We start from the raw sequence: 25231 nt of genomic DNA on the forward strand, positions 1-25231 counted from the left end.
CCTTTCAGCAGTTGTTATTGATAATGGGTTGTCCGTTTACTAACCTCTAGTGAGACTACGGAGAGCAGCATGCATATAAATACCAGAACCATTGCGACACTTGAGGCTTCTCCAATCTGAAAAGCTTCAAAGGCAGACTGATAATACATATAGAGCAAAGTGCGTGTTGAACCCGACGGTCCGCCTTGTGTGAGTACGTTAATCTGGTCGTAAGCCTGTAATGCCCCGATGATCTGTACGATGAACAGAAACAGTGTCGTTGGCGAGATTAGCGGTAAAATAATGCGAATGAATTTCTGAACAACATTTGCTCCATCCAGTTCAGCAGCTTCCAGCAGATCAGAAGGAACATTACGGAGTGCCACCAAGTAAAAAATCATTGCCCAACCGACCGATTTCCATATGGTCACGAGCAGAACGCCGAGCAGCGCCCATTTCGGGTCTTGAAGCCAACCGATTTTTTCTAGACCTAAGAAATCAAGTACGGTATTGGCCAAGCCAATTTCCGGTTCATAAATCCAGGACCAAACAATCGATACCGCCACTGTCGGCGTGACCCAAGGGGAGAAAAGCAGCACCTGATAGAGAGTGGAGCCTTTCAGTTTCCCATTCATCAGGAGTGCTAGTCCTAGTCCGATCAGAATAACGGGCAGTACACTTCCCGCACAGAATAACAGGGTTACTCTTAGTGCTTTATAGAAGGCAGGGTTGCTGAACAGATCCAGGTAGTTGGTTAGTCCGACAAAGGTTTTCTCAGGGCTCATGAAGTCCCATTCATTAAAGCTGAGATAAAATACATAAAGTAATGGCGCAAGCCAAAATACAACGAATGGAATCATTGCCGGCAAGGTAAAGAGCACCGGTTTCAACTCACCTATAAATCTTGAGCGTTTCATATTTCTGTCGATACCCCATTCCATCTTCTGTTTTTTGCGGTATAATTCTGAGGAAAGCTCCTCCGTTCAAAAAAAATTGTACACTCATATGGCGGCTACGTGGTCAAGCGGGCGTAAAGATCGATGCGAGATTATGTAAAAATTTAAGAGATTAGCGAAAGTACTTGCTATTTTGTGTAAAATAAAAGGACAGATTCTAAGTGGAATGAAGGTGCAGCTATGAAACAGGTAGCCTATGGTGAAGAGAATAGAGACTTATCTCCACGTGAGCAGCTACTGCGTCCGATGATCGATGCGATTGCTCAGACGATGGACTTATATGGTGCCAATTACTCATTTGGGCAGCTTTATGGGATTATGTTCTTTGAAGACCGGCCGATGACGCTTGAAGAAATGAAGAAAGTGATGAATATGAGCAAGAGTAATATGAGCTATGGAGTTCGTTCTTTGATGGCTTCCAAGATGGTCACCAAGCTGGAGGAGAAGCAGGATCGAAAGGATCTATATGCAGTGGAAACGGATTTCTTTCAGACTTTTAAGAACTTTTTCGGGATGAAGCTTCAGCGGGAGATTGATGTCATGAGGCATGCTTTGGATATGGTTATTCCTGAGCTGGAGGGATTGGTTCAAGCTGTGGATACATCGGAGGAAGAGCGGCAATTCTGTCTGAAGGATCTGGAAAAGCTGGAGCATGCCGTTCAGTATTATCATTGGCTGCAGCAGTTTGTGGACGAGCTTGGCGAAGAGAATTACTTTGCAGATAAGAATAGGCCTTAGACTGTCTATAATTACATATAGATGTATATAATTATTTATAGATCTCCATTTGCAGGAGGTGTTCCTCAAGCCAGTTCGGGCTTAAGGTTCGCCTCCTATTTTTATTGTATGAACCCAAATAAAAAGAAAATGTAACCAAAAGTAGGTGGAACTGTCACCGAATATGTAGTTACATAGTGAATAAGAAATCATTTTAAGGAGATTCAAAGAGTGCATACGAAAAAATATATGATTCTTTTAGTCATCGTTCTGCTAATAAGCCTCGCTGCTATTATCAACAATCAACGTGAGTCTTCTGCAGTTACTATAAATGTGAACGGTCAAATCATTAAGACGATAGCTACATACCCGGCCTCGCCTGATGAGCTTATGATTCCCAAGGCTGTTGCCGAACAGGCGCTTAATATGCGTATCGACTGGCAGAAGCAGGGACCACTTCCGAAAGGCATTTACTACAGAGACAATGTAGTTGTGCTGATGTACCATCATCTTTCAGAGAAGCCGATGCCACAGTTTCCCTGGATATTATCGGTTGATCGGTTTGAGGATCAAATGAAGCTGCTGAAGGAAGAAGGCTTTCATGTGATTACGATGGAACAATATCGAGCATTTATGCTGAATAATGGCTCGGTTCCAGATAATGCGGTGCTGCTGACTTTTGATGATGGATATGAGAGCTTCTATGAGTTTGCCTTTCCCATCTTAAAAAAATATGGTTATACGGCAGTTAATTTCGTTATCGTGTCTACGATCGATCACCCCAATCCGAACAGTGTGCCGAAGCTTACCTGGGAACAGATGCGGGAAATGAAGCGGGACGGGATGGGATTCTATAGTCACACGTATGACTTACACCATTATGGTATCGTGGATGCTGAAGGTGGGGAGCGGCCAGCGGCCAGTGCCTTATTATATATCGACGATGAGAACAGAAACGAAATGAATACGGAGTACTACAGCAGAGTTACTCGTGATTTGGCCAAGGCAGAGCAAAGGCTGAAGGAAGAGCTGGGGAATACCGATTCAGCGATTGCCTTTCCTTATGGATCTTACAATGACCGATTGCTATCCGCCTGTGACTCACTCGGAATTACGCTGACTTTTAAAATTCAGGATGGGATCAATGCGAGAACAGACCGGAACGCCTCTCGAATCAACGGGGGAAGTCAGAATCTAACCGCGATCCAAACCCTTGAGCAGATCAAACATGTAGATTCGCCCATGGAATTAACCCTGAATAACCAAAGAGTAGCTCTGATAGGAAGTGCGCCCGAAATGAGGAAAGGGACCTTGATGGTTCCATTTATACAATTATGCAAAGATCTACATATTGATCTCAACTATGATCAGAAGAGTCGGATCGTTAATTTATTACACACCACTGGGGGAATATAAAAGGCTGAGGAACTGTATGGAATGGATGTCATCTACCCTTATGTTCCTTAGGAGTTTACAAAAAGTGAGAAATTTCGCCAATTTAGGCGAATCACTAGTTGCTATAAGTGAATTCCTTACTGTAGACTATAAAAGAGTACTAATTGGTAGGCGAATGGAGAGAACTGATGGAAGTATTTAAGCGTTATTACGCGAATTTAACGGTCCGGCGTTTTTTTATTTTGGGTCTTGTTGCCCTGCTGCTATTCAGTATTAGAGATATGCTCAATTTAGTACTGTTAACATTTTTGATTGCTTATGTAATGAATAGCTTTCAAGTGCTGCTTACGAAGCGGATCAATAAATATGTGGCAGTCAACAGTAAGGTCATTATTGTTATTCTGTATTTAGCTCTGATTGCGCTGATCGTAGTGACCTTAGTGAATTATTTACCGAAGGTCTTTACGCAGATTAAGCAGTTAACAAATTTTCTAACCAGTTTAACCCCTGCAAACATTCCGCAGAACGATATTGTGCAGTATTTATTTGCCCAGCTTAAGGATTTGAACTACCAGTCTTATGTGAAAGATGGTCTTGAATACGTCCTGAAAATAAGTAATTGGGGCACCAGCTTCGTATTATCTACTATTCTGAGCTTTGTCTTTATTCTTGAGAAGAACAGAATTGTCAATTTTACTACACGTCTTAAAGATAGCAAGATCTCCTGGTTCTATGTTGAGCTTGAGTATTTCGGTAGAAAATTCATCTCATCTTTTGGTAAAGTGATCGAAGCGCAAATACTGATCGCGCTGTTTAATACATGCTTTACGGTGATTGGACTCTGGATCTTAGGTTTTCCTTATCTATTCGCCTTGTCGATCATGATCTTCCTGCTTAGTCTGATACCGGTGGTAGGCTTTGTAATTTCACTAATTCCGCTGTGTATTATTGGCTACAATATTGGTGGTCTGGCTATGACGATCTATGTACTCGTTATGATTGCTGTATTACATTTTGTTGAAGGCTACTTCTTGAATCCTAAGCTGATGTCATCCAAAATGAACCTGCCGATGTTCTACACCTTTATCGTTCTGTTATTCTCTGAGCATTATTTGGGTGTATGGGGTCTAATTCTCGGTATTCCAATTTTTGTGTTCTTCCTGGATATACTGGAGATCAATAGAGACAGCAAGATAGAAATTAAGAATTCAATTAAATAGCTCTGAATATAAGAAGAGGGTGATCCGATAGCCATTTAATGGCTATCGGATCACCCTCTTTATGGTTGGCGCGGAGCAATGTTGTACGGCCACTGTATGTATCTTTGTTAGCCGAAAGAAGTGAGAACGCTCTCCGTAACGATGTCCCTCAGCTCGGCTGTATGTGCTGCATACTGCTCGGCTGTAATGCTTCCGGAAGCTAGCCTTGAATCTAGCTGTTCTGTTAGCTGTGCTACCTGTAGATTGATCACATCTTCAATATCTGTGTTTTGCTCTGAGGCAATATCTTGAAGTGACTTGCCATCATATAAGGCATCGTACAGATCTTCATCTGTAGGTTGGTTAAGGGCTTTCAATAATAATTCGTCTGGATCTGCAGCTTTTACAGTGGACCATTGGGCAGGCGAACTCGCGCTTGCAGTAAGGCTACTCCAAGCATTTCCGAAAGACATCACTATAACTACGGTTCCTACTATAATCACTCTTTTTATATCCATTAGAGTCCTCTTTTCTTATTTTACAAATAACGTTTTATGGTTTTCTGTTGAATGTGTTTGTGATGGTTGTGATTTAACCTATTTCTATTGTAACCCGCAAACCTGAGTCCAAGCTTAAGCAATATTTAAGATAACCTAAAGATTTAACATTGAAATGATATAGCGATAATATATCCTTAGTATACTTTCCAGATGATCTTCAATGCATATTTATGCACTGGGTCACAACTAAACAAATGGGGAGTGTTCGGAGTTTTGAGAATAACAGCAAAAGCTAAACGTTTTCTATCCAGCGTAATTGCAAGTAGTCTGATGTTGGGGATAATGGTTCCAGCAGGATATGCTGAAGAACAGCAGCTGGACACAGAGCAGACCTCTTCCGAATTAGGAGCACATTTTGACGAGCAGGTTGAGCTCGATATGCTTTTAAATCAACCGACAGTAGTGGCAGTTGTGTATGCGACACCTGCTCATCCAGGAGCATTACTTATTACAGAGGTTGTTCCAGATACTAAAAATGTCAAAGGTGCGGATGGATCCTCTGTTGATGGTTATGAATTTGTTGAGGTCTATAATAATACGGATGAGCCAGTAAACTTTAAGGATTATTATTTTTACTATTATAACAGAGATAAATGGATAACCAACGGCGATGCTGTAATCCCGGCGCATGGAAATATCGTCTTCTGGATTATGAACGGCAATAATCTGAATGTTCCTGCCGAGGATTTCATCAAAAATTTTAATCCTTCAGCATCCTTGAAAGAAGGCGTAAACCTGTTCCGTATCAACGGTGGCGGTGGTATGGCTAACACTGATACGCGTAGCTTACAAATTAAAAGCAAAGCAGGAGATGCCCTAATTATCTCTTCTTCTTATGGAAAAGAACAGGTGAAGGAAAACAACGGGATTTTCTATCAATTTTCACAAGCTGACAGCTCTACGATGAGTCTCATGGCGATTTCGGGAAAGGCTGCGGCGACACCTGGAACCGTAGAACCCGAACAACTTCCTAAACCAGTGCCTGGAGACAAACAGCCGTTGATTGAACACCATACGCAGAGCAGTGTAGATCCAGCTGATCTTCCTATCACCGCGAGGATTACGAACCTAGAGATTGGCCCAGATGGAGCATTGCCGGTAGTGAAGCTGCAATACGGCTCTCCTTCCCAGGCAAAAGATACGGTAATCACTATGACATCAAAGGGGGATAATCAGTTCACTGCGTTGATTCCTGCGGCTGCGCTGGAAGAGCCGGAACTGCACTACAGCATCCGTGTAAACAATGTTACGGAGCATTATTCTGTTCAAGTGAACCTGCCTGCGTTTGATTCGAACAATGTGCCGCCGCTGTTAGTTACTGAGCTGCTGCCGAATTCGACGAATGTAAAAGGAACGAGCACCGATGCTTTTGAATTCATTGAGGTGTATAACAATACGGATGCACCAGTTGATTTTAAGAACTATAAGATCTATTATCGCTATCCTGATAAAGGCAACGCTTCTGATGTGAAGTGGCCCTCTACGAAAGAGAGTTTCGTCATTCCTGCACAGCAGTCTGTGGTGTTCTGGATTATGAATAGTGCTAACAGTACATACACTGCTGATGATTTTAATACAGAATTCAATACGAATCTGATCGATGGCACGAACCTCTTTTTAATTAAAAGTGATGGGATGGCGAACTCTGGCCGCCGGGCAGTCGTAATCAAGAGCAACACGGAGAAAGAAATTTCCTCTGCGTATTATGATGCTGACCTCACCTATGAGGGTGGAGCTAAAGGTGACGACACCAAAGAAAATAAAGCGCTTCTATACAAGTATCCTGTGAATGGGCAAAGTATAATGCTTAAGATTAGCACAGGATCAGCCGTTCCGTCACCAGGGCAAGTGGATGCAGGATTGGTTCCTAGTACACCGATCCATGTAGAGCCGGATACTGAAAATCCGACGGTGAATGATCTGACTGCTGTGACGGAGATTGATCAGTCGATGAGTTTGGATTTGAAAGCTTTCGCTGATGACAATAAAGCCATTACATCTGTAGAAGTAAGGGTAGCGTCGGACAAGCAGCCTGATTTTGTCAGCCATAATCTATCCCAAGACTTCAACGATAGCTTGTATCATTATAAGTTATCATCGGCTGATTTGATTGGCAGAAATCAAATACAGTATTATTTCGTCGTTTCCGATGGCACCAATGAGGTCGAATCTCCGGTAATGAAAGTGAAAATTACGGGAGGGCCTGATCAATCAGCGCTTCGTTTGAATGTGAAGGATGGGCAGTTCATCCATGGTTCTATGACGGTAAAAGGAACCTCTGCCACCGCAAAGGCTGATGCAGTGGACCTGAGCATCGATAATAAGGTACTCGGCAATCATGAGGCATATGCCGCGCTTGAGAATGATGCTTACTTTGTATTTGAAGCTAAAAATGTGGATTATTATTTCAAAAATGGCATCACAATGGGACCAGAAGAATTAGGGGATGCGAGCATTCTATACACCTTTATGGACCCGATTACTTCATATACGACATTGACCTTCCCGATCTCCTCTGCCGCTTTACAGGTGGGCACGGATAATGTGATCTACATTCGGGCGGGCTCTAAATCATCACCTTTTGACCCACGTCCCGAGGAGAATAAAGATGATTTCGAAGTGAAAAATGTACGCCTACTACTTGCAGACGGCACTGAGATTTGGGACCCTGCTTATGCAGAACGTGATAAAGAAATTAAGATGGGGGACAGCGCAGGTAAGCATGAATCTATCGGTTTCCGGTTCGATTTGAAATCGGATTTGTTCCGTTCGAAAGCGTATGACTGGAATACTAAAGAAGCCGCTGATGGAGAACATAAAGTAACACTGACTGAAGGTGGATCTAAGGTATCGTCAAGTGTAATTGTAGACAACACGCCGCCATCCATCAAAGCATCGATTGAAGATGGAAAGACTTATCGTGGTAATTTCGAAATTGCTGCTCAGATTACGGATACTTACGCAGGTGTAGACAAGGTCAGCGTGAAGCTCGATGGCAAAGGTATTGAACTTCCATATGCTACTTCCTCCGGAAAGCTAACGGCTGGAGAGCATACGCTTTCTATCACTGCCTTGGACAAGATCGGCAATCAGGCAGAGAAAGTAGTTATCTTCCATGTGCCGAATGAGAATCCATTTGCACCCCAGCTTATTTCTCCTACGAACTGGGAGACAGGTGTAGGTACTAATCCGACTTTGAAGGTTAAGGTTGAAGATCCTAACCATGATAAGATGAATGTTACTTTCTTTAGAGGATTTAAGTATGATGCTAACCATCCTGAGCAAGGTTTCGCTGGGTTTATAAATGCATCCGATACAGAGCCGCCGAAACAGTCCGTACCTGCGGGTGAAACAGCACTTAGCGGTGATGATTACAGTAAAATAAGCGCGGTGGACGGACAGTATTTAATCAACGATGCTGTAGAGCAATTCCCGTATCAGCGTTATGAAATTAAGCTTGATGATTCCGTTAAGGCGACAGATCGTGTGGATATTGAATGGAAGGGGAATTCACTTCCAGGTCGTAAAGTAAGTCTCTATGCTTGGAGTCCTGCTGAAGAGAAGTGGGTGCAGCTGGATCATTTGATCGCCGGTACAGAGGATTTTGAGCTGAAATCGACGGTGACCGTAGGACAATTTGCTAATGCACATAGCATTGCTGTTATGGTTCAGGATGAGATTGCGTCTGTGGCTAAGACTGCACCGACAGTAACGCAAGACACCTATGATTTCTCTTTTGTATGGATGTCGGATACACAATATTATTCCCAAAGCTACCCTTACATTTATCAGAAAAATGTGAAGTGGATTGCCGACAACAAAGAGAGCCTGAAGCTGAAATATGTTATTCATACAGGTGATATCGTAGATAAATCCTATCAGGAGTATGAGTGGGAGGAAGCTGACCGGGACATGAAGGTTCTGGAAAATGCAGGTATTCCTTATGGTGTGCTTGCGGGCAACCATGACGTAGGTCATCAAACCGGGGATTATACGAAGTTCTGGGAGTATTTTGGAGTGTGGAGATTCAAGAATATGCCGACCTTCGGTGGCTCTTATGATAACAACCGGGGCCATTATGATTTGGTTTCTGCAAATGGAAATGATTTTATTATCGTATATATGGGCTGGGGACTAGCTGAAGAAGAGATTCAATGGATGAATGAGATCGTTGCCCGTTATCCAGAGCGCAAAGCGATTCTTTGCCTCCATGAATACTTGCTGGTTTCTAATAACCGCGCACCTATTGCGGATAAGATTTTTGAGATGGTTGTAAAACCTAACAAGAACGTAATCGCAGCATTATCCGGTCATTATCATGATGCTGAGCTGAAGATCGACGAGCTGGATGATAACGGTGACGGTATTCCGGATCGCAGTGTGTATCAAATGCTGGCAGACTATCAAGGTGCTGAAGAGGGTGGACTTGGTTATATTCGTCTGCTTCAGTTCGATATTGCTAACAATAAGCTGCGTGTGAAGACTTATTCGCCTTATTTAGATGATTATAATTATTATGATGAAAATGAATTCCCAGGCAAAGATGAGTTCGTATTAGATCTGGATCTACAGCCTGTGACAAAACGTGTAGCTACCGATTATATCGGCGTTAAGGTCTACAGCGATCAGAAAGTCGCAGCCAATCAGCAAGTAGAGAGCGGTGCGGAGACTCAGGTTACTTGGAGCAAACGGAATCCGGATAGTTACTACCAATGGTATACAAAAGTCGAGGATGATCACTCCGGCAGTGTGCTTTCAGACATTTGGGGCTTTTACACTGGAAAAGAGGATGTGACACCGACGCCACCATCAGTGATTTCACCAGTGCCTACAGTGTCTCCGAGTCCTACAGCTACACCTGTAGCGGAAAAAGGAAGCATTGAACTGACACTCGGAAGTGACGGTATGTATACCGCTGATTCTGCAGCATTGAAGAAGCTGATAGAGGAAGCTGCGACAGGTGGAAATATCAAGATTAGCTTAGGCAAAGGCGCTTTAACCCAAGATCAGATTAAACTTGCACTTGACGCAGCGAGCATCCAACAGGCTGCCGACAAGAAGCTGAGTCTGAATATTGTATCTTCCAGCATTACATTAAGCGTACCAACAAGCTCTTTGCCGGCGATCCCAGCCGGAAGCGATATGCTGCTGCTGAGTGTTGATACAAGTACGATATCTGTACCAACCAATGTCGCTGGAATGAGTCCATCCAGAGCTGCCGTTACGCTGAACCTTAGTATCACAGCAGGCGGCAAAGAAACGGCTATTCACCAGTTTAAAGGTGCTGTTACCATTACATTGACGCTGACGAAGGAACAGCTTGCTAAGATCGATACTGATTTTGCAGGCGTCTATTATGTAAATGGCAGTACCTTGACATATTTGGGTGGCGTTTTTAAAGGTAATGCCGTTACCTTTACAACAGATCATTTCTCTTCCTTCGCGGTACTGGAATACCAGAAGCAATTTAGTGATACCGCTGGTCACTGGGCAGAGTCGTACATTTCCAAGCTGACGGCTAAGCATGTGATTATGGGTATCGACGATACACATTATGGTCCACAAGCTAATGTAACCCGTGCGGATTTTGTTACACTAGCCATTCGTTCACTTGGATTGGATGAGGCTAGTGGAACTATCGCACAAAGTACTTTTGCAGATGTATCTGAGGATGCATATTATGCCTCATCGATAGACAAGGCGGTCCAGCTTGGGCTCATTCAAGGCAGTGATGGCAAGTTCCGGCCTAAAGATGCGATAACTCGTGAAGAAGCGGCTGTAGTCCTCCAGAAATTGATACAGTACAAAGCTGGTTCAGACTCTTCTGGTGCTGCTACTGCAAGCTTTAAGGATATGAACAGCGTATCGGACTGGGCGAAGCAAGCGGTAAGTGAATTGAAAGCCAAGGGAATCCTTGACGGCAAGGGTGACAATAACTTTGATCCTCGTGGCAAAGTAACCCGGGCTGAAATTGCAAAACTGTTATATGGAATAATCCATTTATAAGGATAGTTTGGCAAAGGCAGACAGAGGGAACTCTGGTCTGCTTTTGTCATTTTTTATCCCTTTTCTTCTATGAAAGTAGGAAATTCTTACTATTTATATGATTTTTCATATATAATATTTTTGAATTAATTTTTAATAGATAATCTAACTTCCTGCTGACAGTCCTAATGATTTCTTTCGTAATTACACTTGTCATTCGCGATGATTCGGCAGTTATTCTCCTGGTTAAAGCACTTCTTCTAATTGGCACAGGAATGGGTATTCAACCATGGGTACTTGTATTCCTTATTGTTTTATCCACTGATCCCATCTTCTTTGCTTATCAATTACCAACGTATTTAACCGCTTATTATAGTGCTGGCTCGGACTCATCCCATAATACATAGATTGGAGAAACGAACCTTGATAGTAAAGCTAGCACATATTTTACTTCTGCTAACTGTAATTTTTGCGATTCTACTGTATAGAGGGAGTCTCGACTCCATTGATCATCTGTTACAAGATCGCGTGATGCAGCACGAGCGCACAGTGGACACTACCATTGCGATTATCGGGATAGACGATCAGAGCTTGGAGGACTTCGGCAGCTGGCCGTGGAGCAGAAATGTTCATGCACAGCTGCTAGATACACTTTCCGAGGGACATCCAGCCGTAATTGGGTTTGACCTGACGTTCCCGGTGGGTTCGGAGGATCCCGAGGCGGATGCCGAGTTCGCTGCGGCTGTCGCTCGGGCGGGAAATGTTATTCTGCCCATATATGGTACCTTTGCACCTAATACCGAGCAAGGAAAGATTGAAGCACTGGAGCTGTCTGAGCCGTTTGAGGCCTTGAGGGAGGCTGCCGCTGCAACCGCCCATATTAATACCATTACCGACACCGACCGTGTGGTACGTAAGGTGCTTTATTCTTTTGACTATAAAGGAAAGCCAATTCATAGTTTGTCATGGACAGTCTTTCAGAAATATCAAGAGGTGATGGGGGGCACTGCTGATCCACAGAAGCTCCCGCTAGATGACTTTGGACGTTTCTATATCCCCTATTCAGGCAGTAAAGGAGCCTTTGAGGAGATTCCTTATTCGGCAGTGCTTAACGGAGAGGTACCGCCATCTTATTTCGAGAATAGAATTGTACTTATTGGGCCATATGCTACAGGATTCAAGGATGACTTCCTAACACCAATTAGCGGGAAAAACACATTATATGGTGTGGAAATTCATGCGAATATCATTCAATCTTTGCTGGACGATAATTATAAACGGGTGCTGGACTGGAAGTGGAATGAGGCAGTATTGCTTTTTGTTGCGCTCCTAGCCTATCTACTATTCCGTAAGGTGAAGATGTTATATTCCTATGTGGTCATTGTGGTCATCATTGCCCTACTTATCTTTGCGGGTCGTTATTTTTATGACCATGGAACGGTAATTTCACTAGGTTACGTGATTCCTTTTCTAATCGTTAGCTGCATTATCGTGATAGCCTTTCAATATTTAGAAGAATTGATGGAGAAGCGTAGAGTTACGGATATTTTTGGCCGATATGTTGCCCCGCAGGTAGTGGATCAAATTCTCAAGAACGGTCAGGAAGGGCTGAAGCTTGGAGGAAGCCGCAGAGAGTTGAGCTTGCTATTCGTCGATATTCGCGGATTCACCCTGTTGTCGGAGGCTGCTGAACCGGAGGAGATTGTTGAGATTCTGAATGAGTATCTGGATTTGACCGCGAGTTGTATTTTTAAGTATGATGGCACGCTGGATAAGTTCATCGGGGATGCCACGATGGCGATTTTTAATGCTCCATTGCTGTTGGAGGATCATCCGATGCAAGCAGTAAAGGCTGCGTGGGCGATGAAGCAAGGTTCGGCGGCGGTGGAACAAAAGCTGTTCGAACGGTTTGGACTGGTCGTTAAATTTGGTATTGGGGTACATACTGGCCCTGCTGTATTTGGGAATATCGGCTCCAAGACACGGATGGATTATACAGCGATTGGAGACACCGTCAACACAGCAGCCCGATTGGAAAGCAATGCCAAGCCTGGGCAAATCCTCATCAGTGAGGCTACCTACGCTTTTGTAAAAGATAGAGTATCTGCTGTTTCATTAGGAGAGATCAAGGTAAAGGGCAGGGAGCAAGGAATCCATGTCTATGAATTGGAGGGATTGCGATGAAGGTGAAGTCGTTAAAGCTTACATTGTCGTTTATGCTGATATTCAGCATTCTTTGGCCAGCGGTTGTCACAGAGGCGAAGGACAGCGTTAAGGTGGGGAAAATAACCGCAGTCTCAGGAAAGTCTGAGGTGAAAAAGAGCGGGGGGACGAAGAAATTCAACGCTTTTAAAGGGATGGCGATTACGCAAGGCGATACGATTATAACGGGTTCTGATGGACAAGTTAATCTCGATCTCGACGCTAACAAAGAAGTTACGATTGGAGCAGGGACGACACTTACCATTAGCCAATTAGTCGAAAGCGCAAAGGCATTGGGTGGAAAAACAAGCCTGAAGCTACAAAACGGGCAAGTTTTGATTAAGGTGAAAAAGAAGCTGGATGGCGACTCCAGGTTCGAGATTGAGACACCGACGGCTATCATGGGCGTTATGGGCACAGAGTTTTTTGTTAGCGTTAATCCTAATCAAGGGAATCCAGCTCTGATTGGAGGGCTAGGAAATAATGGATATCTGGGGGTTTTGGAAGGAACCGTTCGCGTGGCTTCGCCTTTAAATCCGAATGCTAATGCGTTTTCGATAACTGCTTCCCAGCAGCTTTTAATGAATGGTCAACAATGGAATAGGGAGCCGCTATCCTTGGAAGGATTGCCGCCTTTTGCTCTGGAACAGCATATGAAATACTTACAGGAAGAACAGAAGTTAACCGAAGTTATGAAGAATCAGCTCGAACGTTTAATACAACAAAAGAAAGACGCTATGGCAGCGCTTAAACCAACACCTACGCCTGCGCCTCAGATTATCTATCCTGTATCTCCTTCTGCTAGTCCTGGCAAAGGGGTTGTGCCGACATCAGCTCCGACATTGACGCCGGAACCGACGGCATCACCGACGCCGGAACCAACGGCATCACCAACGCCGACGCCGGAACCAACGGCATCACCAACGCCGACGCCGGAACCAACGGCATCACCAACGCCGATGCCGGAACCTGCCGAGACTCCCGTGCCAACGGAAACACCAGCTCCTATCAGTGTACCAGAGCTGGATCAGCAGGAATTTAGAGACCATATCTATGATTATCTCATCCGTGATAATAAGATTGTTGTGCCGTTTACAGCTCCACTGGCTTTTAATATAGCAGATGACTCTAATCCTAATGAGATCAGGAATATGGTGAAAGTTATGTTGGGTGAGAGTGAGAGCATGTTCGAAATAGGTGAGGTAATCATTGAAGAGAACAAGCTCGTTCTTTATCTAATGGACCGAATTTCTTATGGGTCTGTAGTTCAAATTAAAGTTAGTGGCGGTTTGTTAAAGAATGCTCTTTCCGGGGAGGTTCAGGAAGAAGATCAACAGCTATTCAATGAGGGCTTTTATTTCGAAGGACAAGTTGCTCCAAGTCATTTTAACTATACCGAGGTTGTAGGTGAAGGCGATGCTCCAGAGTTTACGATTCACTCACTGGGTTATGATACGGGGCAGATTGGATATCGGCCGGGATTGTCTGGGGGAGAACTTCATCCTCTGGAAAGCAAGGATTACACGCTGGTTCGAAACGATGAGAATACCTTTGTACTCAAACTTTTGCCAGAATTCTTGAACGCAATGGGTTCTGAGCCTTATATCGTGATCATTCCCATAGTGAAAAATATAGTAGCAGATGAAGGTTCTATGCAAATTGTAATAGACGAGCTCAGGCTCTATGTAAATATGCAATTCTAAGGGTGCGGTAACCCTTGAGAGGAGAAAATAACGCAATGAACAAGAAACTTATCTCCATCGCTTGCGGATTTATGCTTATAAGCGCAACATTTTCCAATATCGTAGCGGCGGAAACAGCACAAAACACGAAGGACGGCATTCAAGGGAGTATCGTCAAGAATGGTTCGTCGAATGCTGTATCCTCTCTTAAGCAGCCGTTGGGCGTGGTTACCGTACCTGGTAGCAATGATCTCATTATCGTGCAATCTGGAAGTGGTACTATCAGCAAGTGGAGTAATGGCGATCTACAGACGGTAGCTGGACATGATGCTGAAGGGTATACCGATGGTAAGAGCGAAGAGGCCTTGTTTAATCATCCGACATACACTGCCGCTGATAGTAAAGGCAATATCTATATCAGTGATACCGATAACCATGTAATCCGTAAAATAGAGAACGGAAAAGTGTACACCCTCGCAGGAACGGGAATCGCTGGCTATAAAGATGGACAACCCAATGTGGCGCAATTTAACGCCCCAGGCGGATTAGCGATAGATAGCAATAACAATGTATTCGTAGCCGATACGCTGAATCATCTGATTCGCAAAGTTACACCGGAAGGTGTTGTGAGTACTTTTGCGGGTCAGCAGAGCAACGATGGTGCTTATTTGGACGGTGCGGTGACTTCGGCCAAGTTTAATGAGCCTGTGGGTCTTGTGTTCGATGAAACCGGTAATCTCTATGTGGCAGACAGTGGAAATCAGATGATCCGATGGATTAAAGGCGATAAGGTTGAGACCTTTGCAGGCAAAGCAACCCCTATTGATCCAGTGACTGGTTATATGGCTGGAGGGTTCCAGAATGGCGATCGCCAGACGGCATTGTTCAATCGTCCTCGTGGTCTGGCTTATGCCGATGGAGTGTTGCTGATTGCTGATAGTCTAAATCATCGGGTTCGGGCCATTCAGAAGGATGGAAGAGTCATCACAGTTGCAGGACAGGGCATCTCGGGAGATCAGGTTGGAGCATTGGATCAAGTGATGTTTAATCAGCCTTCCGGTGTTGCGCTTGGCTCCGGGAAATTGTATGTGACAGATACGCTGAATAATAAGTTAAAGGTATTAGAACTCGACTTGCAAGCCCTTAAGCCACTTCGTAGCGAAGCTGATCTGCTTGATGCAGTCTCGCTAATGCCAGCAGGTAAGGACATCCAAGTATGGTTGGACGGAGTGCAGGTGAAGTTAAACACTGCCACTCTACCAATTAAGGAGTCGGGTAAAATATATTTACCGGTTAGAGCGTTATTTAGCTCATGGGGAGCGGATATTCGTTGGGATGCGGGAAGTAAAGAGACGATGATTAGCAAAGGGGAGTGGACACTTTCCCTAAAGCCAAACGGGGGGCTTAATGTGCAAAACATAAAGGGTACTTTGTATGTAGCAGCCGATTACTTGCCGACCGTTTCATCTTTTATGCAGGTTTATGATGAGGATAGTCAGGCAATTGTAATCGAAACTGGACGATAATTATCCGCTATGTCCTTTACAGGAGTTAAGGCTGTCGAGAAAATTCTCGACAGCCTTTTTTATGACGCTAATCCTTCAATGACTTTATCAATATTCCATTTAATCATTTTAAGGTATGTGTCGCCCTCTTCGCCTTTCTTCGCTAAAGAATCGGTAAAAATCTTGGAATGAATCGGCACTCCCGTTTCATTGGAGATCGTTTCCATTGTTTTCGGATTCACGCTCGTTTCCAGAAACAAAGCGGGCACTTGATTCTCCTCAATAATGTTAATGATGTTTCTCATTTGTTCTGGCGTACCTTGACTATCCGTATTGATCTCCCAGATAAATGCGGATTTAAATCCGTAGGCTTTTGAAAAATATTTAAATGCCCCTTCGCTTGTAACCAAAATACGTTTCTCTTGAGGGATTTTTTCTACCGCTTCTTTTGCATATTGATCCAATTCATTAAGCTTCTTAACATACCCCGATTGGTTATTCAGATAAAAATCTTTGTTGTCCGGATCTTTTTCGATGACATGTTTAGTGATGATATCTACATATTTAATCGCATTCTGAATATCGAGCCAGGCATGAGGATCTTCTTGAGTTTCTTTGCCTTTTTCTGTTAGGAACATTGGGGTTACTTCATCTGAAATAGCAAAGGCAACCTCTTTTTTGTTGGTTACCTCTAATAGATCCTTAAACCATCCCTTACCCGTTTCCAGGTTTAATCCGTTATAAAAAACTAAATCTGCGTTAGATACTTTACTTGTATCCTTCGGTAATGGATCGTACATATGCGGGTCTGTTCCGATGGGAACCATGCTGTATACCTCAGCTTTTTCCCCTACAATGTTTTCAGTCATATCCGCGATAATGGAGTATGTGGCAACAATTTTTAATTTGTCGTTGTTTCCTTCTCCCTCACTAACGTTTGAACATGCGGTAAATAGTAAGATGAACATTGTCAAAGAGAGCATCTTTATTGTTTTTTTCATCCTTGTTTAACCCCTTTTCTTAGAAAATTATTTTTGGGCGAGATAATAAATGATATAGCAAACAAACTTACGCCTACCAGAACAATGGTGGCACTTGTAGGTAAATTGAATCTAAAGCTTAGGATCACACCTATAATTCCAGATACAGCACCGATGGTAGAAGCAACGAGAATCATGTGGAACAGCTTATTTGTCCAAAGATACGATGTAGCTGCTGGAATAACCAGCATTGCAATCACAAGCACAATACCTACTTGAGATAGCGAGGACACGGTAACCACGGATAGCAGCATCATCAATAGATAATGATAGAACCCTGTTTTCAAACCGAAGGCCTTAGAGACGACAGGATCAAACGAACTAATCAAAAGCTCTTTGTATAACAATGAAATGATGGCTATAACAACAAGCATGATAATAAAGGATTGCGTTAACTCGGACTGTGGGACGGCCAAGATATTACCAAATAAAATATGAGTTAAATCAAGTCCACTTTTGGCGAAAGTGATGAGGACAATTCCTAGAGCGAAAAATGAGCTGAGAATAATCCCGATCGAGGTATCACTTTTAATATTGCTGCGACTTGTAATAAATTGAATGAGAATTGCCGCTAACAGTCCAAACAATGAAGCGCCCACAAGAATGTTGATCCCTAGAATATAAGATAGCGCCACACCTGGTAATACAGCATGAGATAAAGCATCGCCCATTAATGACATCTTTCTGAGTACAATAAAGCTTCCTAGAACGCCTGAGACAATGCCAAGAATGATAGCAGACAATCCCGCATTAAGTGCATAGATTGGAATGTTTAATAACTCTGACAAATAATTAATCATTCGCTGTTCCTCCCATCCCTTTGATCACCAGATTACCTAAGGAGGCCCCGTATGCGTTGAGGATATTGTCGGCTGTAAAGGTATCTTTCACATCACCAAAGGCAATGAGTTTTTTATTAAGAATGATTACTTTATCAAAATATTCTTCCACCTCATGCAGATCGTGATGAACGATAAGTATAGTTTTTCCTTCTTTGCGGAGCTGTTTAAGCAGCTTTACAATAATTTTCTCACTGACTAGATCTATGCCGACAAAAGGTTCATCTAAAAAAAATACATCTGCCCGTTGTGCAAGCGCTCTGGCAATAAAAACCCTTTGTAGTTGTCCCCCAGACAAATTGCTGATTTGTTTATTCGCAAGATCACTGATATCGACCATGGCCATACATTCCTCAACGGTTTGCCGCTCTTTTTTGCCTGGGCGCTGGAAGATTCTCAAATTTGGGTAGGTTCCAGTTAGTACGCTATCTTTTACTGTGATTGGAAAAGTAAGATCAATATCATTCTTTTGTGGCACATATGCGATCTTCCGTTTGTACTCAGAAATATCTCTACCTTCCACCATAACGGATCCTGTTCTCTTTTTTATCACCTCTAACAACGACTTAATAAATGTAGATTTCCCTGCACCATTGGGCCCGATAATTCCGATCGTATACCCAAAAGGAATATCTATGTTTACATCTTCTAGCGCTGAATTACCGAAATAATCCACGTTTAGGTTTCTGATTTGGATCATAAAAAAACTCCTCGTCTTATATTCAATGATTTGTTTCCTGTTGGAAACATTTATTTTAAATATCTAATTTGTTTCCCTAGGTAAACATTTATTCTTAGGAACAATATATTTAACAATGGGCAAAATGTCAATGAAAAAGCTTGAATTTTATTTGATTTTGGATTGGAACAAGCTTTTGATCTGCTTCACTATAGGGTCTTTTTTTCTATATTTTAAAATACATACTTGACAGGTAGGAATAAAGGGGTATATGATATCACCAATCCTTAAACACTAATTAAATGAACAGTGAAATAATTTATCCGAGCCGATTGGACCGCCAAAGGCTCCCGCACTTTTCCCTTGACAGGGGTATGTGCTGGGAGTCTTTTTTTGTTGAAATATTACCGTCCTATAAAGGACGGCAAAATCGTTTCCACTTGGCCGATAGGGAGAAAGATGAGGTAGGGATGAGCGATACGTATTGGAGTCAGCTGGAGGAGACAGATTGGATATTTCGTAAGGTAGTCCGCAGATTTGTAAAGGAGCGGGATAAGGTCACTGTGGAAGGGATCTCCTTGCCAGGTATGCTGATTCTGCAAAAAATCATTCGCGAAGGCGAACAGCGGCTTGGTGATTTAGCGGATGAACTGGACTTTACGTCAGGTGCGATCACTGCATTGAGCGATAAGCTTGAGGCAGGTGGATTTACTGTACGCAAACGTAAGGAAGGGGACCGCAGGACGGTGATGCTGGACATCACAGACAAAGGCCGGGAAATGGCGGAGCTTAACAGCAATATTGGGGAACGATGTATCTCGCTTCTGTTTGAGGGGTTTACGGAAGAGGAATTGACGCAGCAAAGTCACTTTTATCAGCGAATCATCAGCAATCTTGAAGGATTCTCAGATACCTTGCTGAAGCTGGCGAAGGAGAATGCGGAGGCCGAGTCCTCACCGAGCCTTGAACAGAAGCCACGGGCAGTCACCAAGAAAAGCAATTATCTTAGCTATTAAAATAAATCAAATGTAGGAGAGATGAATTATGGGACATTCAACGATATATCCAACTGGAGCAACCGTATATAATCCGGGCAAAGCATGGAGTGGTTATACCGTATTTCAAGCGGGTGAAGAGGGCGTTGTTCTGATTGATATGAACGGTAAAGAAGTGCATCTGTGGAAGGGGCTGCTCGGGTTTCCGGCTAAAATCTTCCCTGGTGGTTATGTGCTAGGCAGCACTGGCAGAAGAGATCCGAAATTTGGTATTCAGGATAATGTAGATCTGGTGCAGGTCGATTGGGATGGTAACATCGTGTGGAAATACAACAGCTACGAGCATATAGAAGATCCGGGTTATGAAGCGCTCTGGTATGCCCGTCAGCATCATGACTATCAGCGTGAAGGTAATCCAGTCGGTTATTTTGCACCAGGGCTGGAGCCAAAGGTAGATGGCGGCAATACCCTAATCCTCGCTCACAAAAATATTTACAACCACCAAATTTCCGACAAGCAATTGCTGGATGACACGATTATCGAGGTGGATTGGGAAGGGAATATCGTTTGGGAGTGGGCTCCAAATGAACATTTTGCAGAGTTAGGCTTTGATGAAGCGGCAAAAAATGTCCTATTCCGTGATCCTAATTCACGTTCCTTCGGGAATTTGGGGGGCGGTGTGGGTGACTGGTTGCATATTAATTCAGCGTCCTATGTAGGACCTAATAAGTTTTATGATGCAGGTGATGAGCGTTTCCATCCAGATAACGTGATCTGGGATGCGCGGGAAGCGAATATTATCGCAATTACAGATAAGCGTACCGGGGCCATCGTGTGGAGAATTGGTCCAGACTACTCAATACCAGAATTGAAGTCTATCGATTGGATCATTGGCCAGCATCACGCCCACATCATTCCGAAGGGCTTGCCCGGAGAAGGAAACTTACTCGTATTTGATAACGGAGGTTGGGGCGGTTACGGTCTTCCCAATCCATCCTCACCCTTTGGGCAAAAGAATGCACTACGCGACTACTCTCGAATTCTGGAGATTAATCCAGTGACACTCGAAATTGAATGGCAGTATACCGCGGCAGAGGCAGGCTTCTCCGTTCCGACGGATTCTTATAAATTCTACAGTCCCTATATCAGCTCAGCCCAGCGGCTGCTGAATGGCAACACCTTAATTACAGAAGGATCTAACGGTAGACTTTTCGAGGTTACGCCAGAACATGAACTGGTGTGGGAATATATCTCACCTTTTATTGACTCCAGAAATACGAACATGGTTTATCGTTCCTATCGTGTGCCATATTCGTGGGTACCACAGCTGGAGAAGCCGGAAGAACAAGCGATTGAGCCGATAGATGTAACACAGTTCAGAGTACCGGGGGCCGCACCTAAAGGTTCGGATTCCGTAGTGAGTGTGGCGACAACCCTGCCGTTTGTTGAGGGGGCTGCTTGTGTGGCGACGACAGATGAAGGTAGTAGCCGCAAAGCCAATTCATAAATTTGAGGGGGATGTCGTTTTGAAAAAATCATGGATCAACTCTAGCTTTCTGCTCTTATCCTTATCCGTTGTTATCCTTTTATCAGGCTGCAGCTCCAAAGGTGATGCGTCGCCCGCTAAAGATGGAGCAGCAAGCGGCAAAGAAGAGACATTGAAGATTAAAATCGCCGACATCAATACGAATCCAACTTTTCGTGTGGCGTTAGATAAAGGTATCTTTGCCAAACACGGGATAGATGCTGAACTAGTTAACTTTGGTTCTCCGGCAGAAGGTGTGAATGCACTCTTCATTAAACAGGTGGATGTGGCTTTCGGGGCGGATTTCCCCTTGCTGAACGCAGTGTCGAAAGGGGATTACTCTATCATCGCCTCGGCAGGTCTAGCGACAGATGAAGCTTCAACAGAATGGAAGCTGTTCGTACAGGATGACATCAAGACAGCTGAGGAATTGAAGGGTAAGAAGCTAAGCTTTATTCGCGGAACCTTTATTCCATACCTTTGGGATGAATATTTGAAAGAACATGAGCTTGCTCTAAGTGATGTGGAATTGATAGGACAGGGAGCCTTTGATGAATCTTATATTGCTTTGAAGCAGGGGGCTGTGGATGGGGCATGGTTCTATGGTTCTGTTCTTAATGATAAGCTGGGTGCCCTTGCTGGCGTACATGAGCTGACGGATATGTCCAAAACAACCGTACGGTTAGGTATGGGCATTGTAGCAGGTAATGATTTTGTAACCAACAATCCAGAGGGGATCGCGAACTTTCTCGCAGCAGTGGATGAAGCAGGGAGTTATGCACAGGCTCATCCGGATGAGGTGGCTGATCTGATGTACGAGGAAGTGAAGCAGCCTAAGGAATCCACGATCAAAGATCTTCCAAATAATCCTTGGGCCCTTGGGTTCACGCAGGAAGCATATGACAGTCTGACTAAACAGAAGAAATATATGGTCGACACTGGAATCATCGAAAAGGACTTCGATCTGGATAGCAAGCTTAATCTTGAACCGCTGACCAAAGCTTTGCCGGATGAAGTCACGTATAAGAAATAGGAGGGTTCAGCATGTCATTACCTGCTAAGCAGCACACCATTCATATTGAGCAGCTTCGCAAGAGCTACAGTGAGCCAGCCGCCGGAGATGTTCATTATATTATTAAAGACGTGGATCTCGTAATCAAAGGTGGGGAGTTCTTCGTTCTACTCGGCCCAAGTGGCTGCGGAAAATCGACGCTGCTGAATATGATCGCCGGATTTGTTTCCAAATCTGGCGGTAACCTTCGGGTGGATGACGAAGAGGTGAATAAGCCGGGCAGAGATCGGGCAGTAGTGTTCCAGCAAGCAGATTCCTCTTTATTTCCTTGGCTAACGGTTCGAGAGAATGTGGAGTTCGGACTGAGAATGAAGAAAATCGCGAAGGCAGAACGACATACAATATCGGATAGGTTCATCGGGCTTGTTGGGCTAAACGGGCATGAGCAGAAATTCCCTAAGGAGCTGTCAGGTGGTATGAAGCAGCGTGTCCAGCTGGCACGAGTGCTCGCCAATGATCCGGCGATCCTGCTGATGGATGAGCCATTTGGTGCGCTGGATGCGATGACTCGGAGGACGATGCAGAAGGAGCTGGTCAATATCTGGCAACAGACGCATAAGACGGTGATTTTTGTAACCCATGATATTCAGGAAGCTTTGCTGCTGGGGGAACGGATCGGCATTATGTCTGTGGGGCCTTCCTCTAACATCACGAACATTTATGACAACACGCTCCCTTATCCGCGGGATATAAGCTCACCGGAATTTTACTCGCTATACAATCAAATTCAGGGCCATTTCGAAGAATAGGATAAGGTGGAACAGATGATGAAATGGGTGGAAAAGAAATGGGTCTCCGTATCCATACTATGGATTGCCGCACTCTGCATCTGGCAGCTTGGAGCGGTGATCTACGGTCCTGATGTGATCCCTGGGCCATGGAGTACGTTCAAGGGTGGACGGGAACTGCTGGAAGATGGCACCTTGATGCAATATATCGGCATTAGCTTTTACCGGGTGCTCATTGGCTGGGTACTCGGCAGTTTAATAGCGATTCCCGTAGGATTGGTAATTGGAAAGGTGAATGTGATTCGTATCTTTGCAGAGCCTTTTCTGAACTTCATCCGGTTTATCCCGCCGATTGCGTTTATCACATTGTTTCTAGTGTGGTTTGGGATTGGGGAGGAGTCGAAGATTGCGTTGATTATGTACGCTACCTTTTTTATTGTGGTGCTGAATACCTTGACCGGTGTCATGTCTGTGGAGGAGGATAAAATCCGCTCAGCCCGCAGTATGGGCGCTAGTGAGTGGCAAATCCTGATTCATGTGATCGTTCCGGCGACGATACCGTACATTTTTACAGGCATCCGGCTAGCGATGGGAACTTCGTATATGGCGATTATCGGGGCGGAAATGATTGCTTCGAACGAAGGTGTAGGTTATCTGATTTGGAATTCACGGTTATTTTTTCGTACCGATTGGATATTTGTTGGTTTGTTCTGCCTTGGTTTTATGGGCTTTTTCACGGATCGGCTATTTGGTTGGTTCGGTAAGAAAGTGCTCTATAGATACGGTGTGGTTAGTATGGCGGCACGTAGAAGGTAAGATGGCTTTAATAAAATAACGTAAACACCAAAGCTGCCTGAGTGGATCAGGTGGCTTTTTGGCATGTCTTCCTTTTTATTTACAAATATTCCTATCTTCCTTAATGTCACGAAAATAGTACACGCCTATACTGCAATTGGGTGCCTAACAGTTTGAGCATAAAGAAGCCCGCAAATAAGAAATAGGAGTGAAGGGGAAATCATGAAAAAAGGGATCAAAAATCAATTGTCGATGGGTCTAATGTTATCCTTGCTCGTCCTGTTGCTTGCTGCTTGTGGAAATTCGGCTAAGGCTGACGAATCAACGAATGGAAATGCTGGCATCAAAGAATTAAGTCTGACCGAGATTGAGAGTAAAGCTAAAGAAGAGGGCAGTGTTATCAGTGTGGGAATGCCGGATTCCTGGGCGAACTGGAAAGATACATGGAGTGATATGAGTAGTAAGTATGGTCTTACACATTCAGATACCGATATGTCGAGCGCGGAGGAAATTGCCAAGTTTGATGCGGAAAAAGACAAGCCAACGGCTGACATTGGAGATGTAGGGATCGCTTTTGGATCGGTTGCTGTAGATAAAGGGGTAACGCAGCCTTATAAAACGACCTATTGGGATGAGATCCCCGATTGGGCTAAGGATAAGGACGGAAATTGGATTGTCGGCTATCAAGGGACGATTTCGTTTCTGACGAACACCAAGCTCGTGGCTAATCCACCGAAGAGCTGGGAAGATCTGAAGAACGGCAATTACAAAATCATCGTTGGCGATGTAACCAAAGCTGCTCAAGCGCAGATGGCTGTATTGGCCGCAGCGATTGCTTTTGGTGGCGATGAGTCGAACATTGAGCCGGGGATTGCTTTTTTCGAGGATTTGGCTAAAAAAGGACGTCTCTCCAATGCAGAAGCTTCCCTTGCTAACATTGAAAAAGGGGAAGTAGAAGTTACCCTGCTGTGGGATTTCAACGCTTTGAACTATAGAGACCAGATCAACAAAGATGGCTTCGCGGTAGCCATTCCAAAGGAAGGCAGTGTAGTGAGCGGCTATGCAACGATCATTAACAAATATGCGCCGCATCCTAACGCTGCGAAGCTGACACGTCAATATATCCTTAGTGATGAAGGACAGGTTAACCTTGCCAAAGGGTACGCTCGTCCGATCCGTGACAGTGTAAAGCTGCCTGATGATGTTGCGGCTAAGCTGCTATCCAAAGAAGAGTATGTCAACGCTAAACCTGTAGGTGATTACAAGGTTTGGGAAGAGACGGCGAAGACTATTCCGCAGCTATGGCAGGAACGTGTACTTGTGCATTTGAACTAGGATTGTTCTCCCCCTAAAAAAAGAAGCAGGGCGCCTTCGTCAC

General features: G+C 44.1%; 19 protein-coding genes. 14 read left to right on the plus strand and 5 right to left on the minus strand.

Annotation, left to right across the window (positions count from 1 at the left end):
- Positions 1-14: 14 nt before the first annotated feature.
- Positions 15-896, minus strand: a complete 882-nt coding sequence (locus ACN6KS_RS01475) for a carbohydrate ABC transporter permease (protein ID WP_094877270.1) — start codon at positions 894-896, stop codon at positions 15-17.
- Between the two features lie 219 nt (positions 897-1115).
- Between ACN6KS_RS01475 and ACN6KS_RS01480 the strand changes: the two genes are divergently transcribed.
- The 3 genes from ACN6KS_RS01480 (at position 1116) to ACN6KS_RS01490 (ending at position 4267) form a co-directional block, all read left to right on the plus strand.
- Positions 1116-1673, plus strand: a complete 558-nt coding sequence (locus ACN6KS_RS01480; protein WP_094874216.1) for a GbsR/MarR family transcriptional regulator — start codon at positions 1116-1118, stop codon at positions 1671-1673.
- 210 nt (positions 1674-1883) lie between these two features.
- Complete coding sequence (locus ACN6KS_RS01485; protein ID WP_440961178.1) at positions 1884-3068, plus strand: polysaccharide deacetylase family protein; 1185 nt, start codon at positions 1884-1886, stop codon at positions 3066-3068.
- A gap of 167 nt (positions 3069-3235) precedes the next feature.
- Entirely contained in the window at positions 3236-4267 is a 1032-nt protein-coding gene (locus ACN6KS_RS01490) for an AI-2E family transporter (protein ID WP_094874218.1), read from the plus strand.
- 107 nt (positions 4268-4374) lie between these two features.
- Here the strand turns inward: ACN6KS_RS01490 and ACN6KS_RS01495 are convergent, their stop codons facing one another.
- Entirely contained in the window at positions 4375-4764 is a 390-nt protein-coding gene (locus tag ACN6KS_RS01495; RefSeq protein ID WP_094874219.1) for a hypothetical protein, read from the minus strand.
- 255 nt (positions 4765-5019) lie between these two features.
- Here ACN6KS_RS01495 and ACN6KS_RS01500 point away from each other — a divergent pair, with 255 nt between their 5' ends.
- The 5 genes from ACN6KS_RS01500 (at position 5020) to ACN6KS_RS01520 (ending at position 16201) form a co-directional block, all read left to right on the plus strand.
- A complete protein-coding gene (locus tag ACN6KS_RS01500; RefSeq protein ID WP_440961179.1) occupies positions 5020-10812 on the plus strand; it encodes an S-layer homology domain-containing protein in 5793 nt (1930 codons plus the stop codon).
- A gap of 167 nt (positions 10813-10979) precedes the next feature.
- Positions 10980-11198 (plus strand): hypothetical protein, encoded by a 219-nt coding sequence (locus tag ACN6KS_RS01505; RefSeq protein WP_440961180.1) that lies wholly within the window; start codon positions 10980-10982, stop codon positions 11196-11198.
- A 16-nt stretch (positions 11199-11214) separates the two neighbouring features.
- A complete protein-coding gene (locus tag ACN6KS_RS01510; protein ID WP_440961181.1) occupies positions 11215-12975 on the plus strand; it encodes a CHASE2 domain-containing protein in 1761 nt (586 codons plus the stop codon).
- On the plus strand, positions 12972-14696 hold the full coding sequence (locus tag ACN6KS_RS01515) for a FecR domain-containing protein (protein WP_440961182.1): 1725 nt from the start codon (positions 12972-12974) through the stop codon (positions 14694-14696). Before ACN6KS_RS01510 ends, ACN6KS_RS01515 begins: the two co-directional genes overlap by 4 nt.
- Positions 14697-14731: 35 nt before the next feature.
- A complete protein-coding gene (locus tag ACN6KS_RS01520) occupies positions 14732-16201 on the plus strand; it encodes a stalk domain-containing protein (protein WP_094873827.1) in 1470 nt (489 codons plus the stop codon).
- A 59-nt stretch (positions 16202-16260) separates the two neighbouring features.
- Here the strand turns inward: ACN6KS_RS01520 and ACN6KS_RS01525 are convergent, their stop codons facing one another.
- From ACN6KS_RS01525 to ACN6KS_RS01535, 3 genes are read right to left on the minus strand one after another with little or no spacing between them, the layout of a single operon-like run.
- A complete protein-coding gene (locus tag ACN6KS_RS01525; protein WP_440961183.1) occupies positions 16261-17181 on the minus strand; it encodes a metal ABC transporter substrate-binding protein in 921 nt (306 codons plus the stop codon).
- On the minus strand, positions 17178-18020 hold the full coding sequence (locus ACN6KS_RS01530) for a metal ABC transporter permease (RefSeq protein ID WP_094873831.1): 843 nt from the start codon (positions 18018-18020) through the stop codon (positions 17178-17180). Before ACN6KS_RS01530 ends, ACN6KS_RS01525 begins: the two co-directional genes overlap by 4 nt.
- Positions 18013-18756, minus strand: coding sequence for a metal ABC transporter ATP-binding protein (locus ACN6KS_RS01535; protein WP_440962360.1), 744 nt, complete (start codon positions 18754-18756; stop codon positions 18013-18015). Before ACN6KS_RS01535 ends, ACN6KS_RS01530 begins: the two co-directional genes overlap by 8 nt.
- Positions 18757-19208: 452 nt before the next feature.
- Here ACN6KS_RS01535 and ACN6KS_RS01540 point away from each other — a divergent pair, with 452 nt between their 5' ends.
- The 6 genes from ACN6KS_RS01540 (at position 19209) to ACN6KS_RS01565 (ending at position 25188) form a co-directional block, all read left to right on the plus strand.
- Positions 19209-19754 carry a MarR family winged helix-turn-helix transcriptional regulator gene (locus tag ACN6KS_RS01540; RefSeq protein WP_094873880.1) on the plus strand — a complete coding sequence of 182 codons (546 nt, stop codon included), beginning with the start codon at positions 19209-19211 and terminating at the stop codon, positions 19752-19754.
- Positions 19755-19782: 28 nt separating this feature from the next.
- Positions 19783-21240, plus strand: a complete 1458-nt coding sequence (locus tag ACN6KS_RS01545; RefSeq protein ID WP_094873835.1) for an aryl-sulfate sulfotransferase — start codon at positions 19783-19785, stop codon at positions 21238-21240.
- A 19-nt stretch (positions 21241-21259) separates the two neighbouring features.
- Positions 21260-22291 carry an ABC transporter substrate-binding protein gene (locus tag ACN6KS_RS01550; RefSeq protein ID WP_256990006.1) on the plus strand — a complete coding sequence of 344 codons (1032 nt, stop codon included), beginning with the start codon at positions 21260-21262 and terminating at the stop codon, positions 22289-22291.
- A gap of 11 nt (positions 22292-22302) precedes the next feature.
- Positions 22303-23079: an ABC transporter ATP-binding protein gene (locus ACN6KS_RS01555; RefSeq protein WP_341133575.1), complete on the plus strand. Its 777-nt coding sequence runs from the start codon at positions 22303-22305 to the stop codon at positions 23077-23079.
- An 18-nt stretch (positions 23080-23097) separates the two neighbouring features.
- Positions 23098-23874, plus strand: a complete 777-nt coding sequence (locus tag ACN6KS_RS01560; protein ID WP_440962361.1) for an ABC transporter permease — start codon at positions 23098-23100, stop codon at positions 23872-23874.
- Between the two features lie 201 nt (positions 23875-24075).
- Entirely contained in the window at positions 24076-25188 is a 1113-nt protein-coding gene (locus ACN6KS_RS01565) for an ABC transporter substrate-binding protein (protein ID WP_440961184.1), read from the plus strand.
- Positions 25189-25231 lie beyond the last annotated feature (43 nt).

The sequence above is a fragment of the Paenibacillus nitricinens genome (genome assembly GCF_052056485.1).
GTDB lineage: Bacteria > Bacillota > Bacilli > Paenibacillales > Paenibacillaceae > Paenibacillus_AQ > Paenibacillus_AQ nitricinens.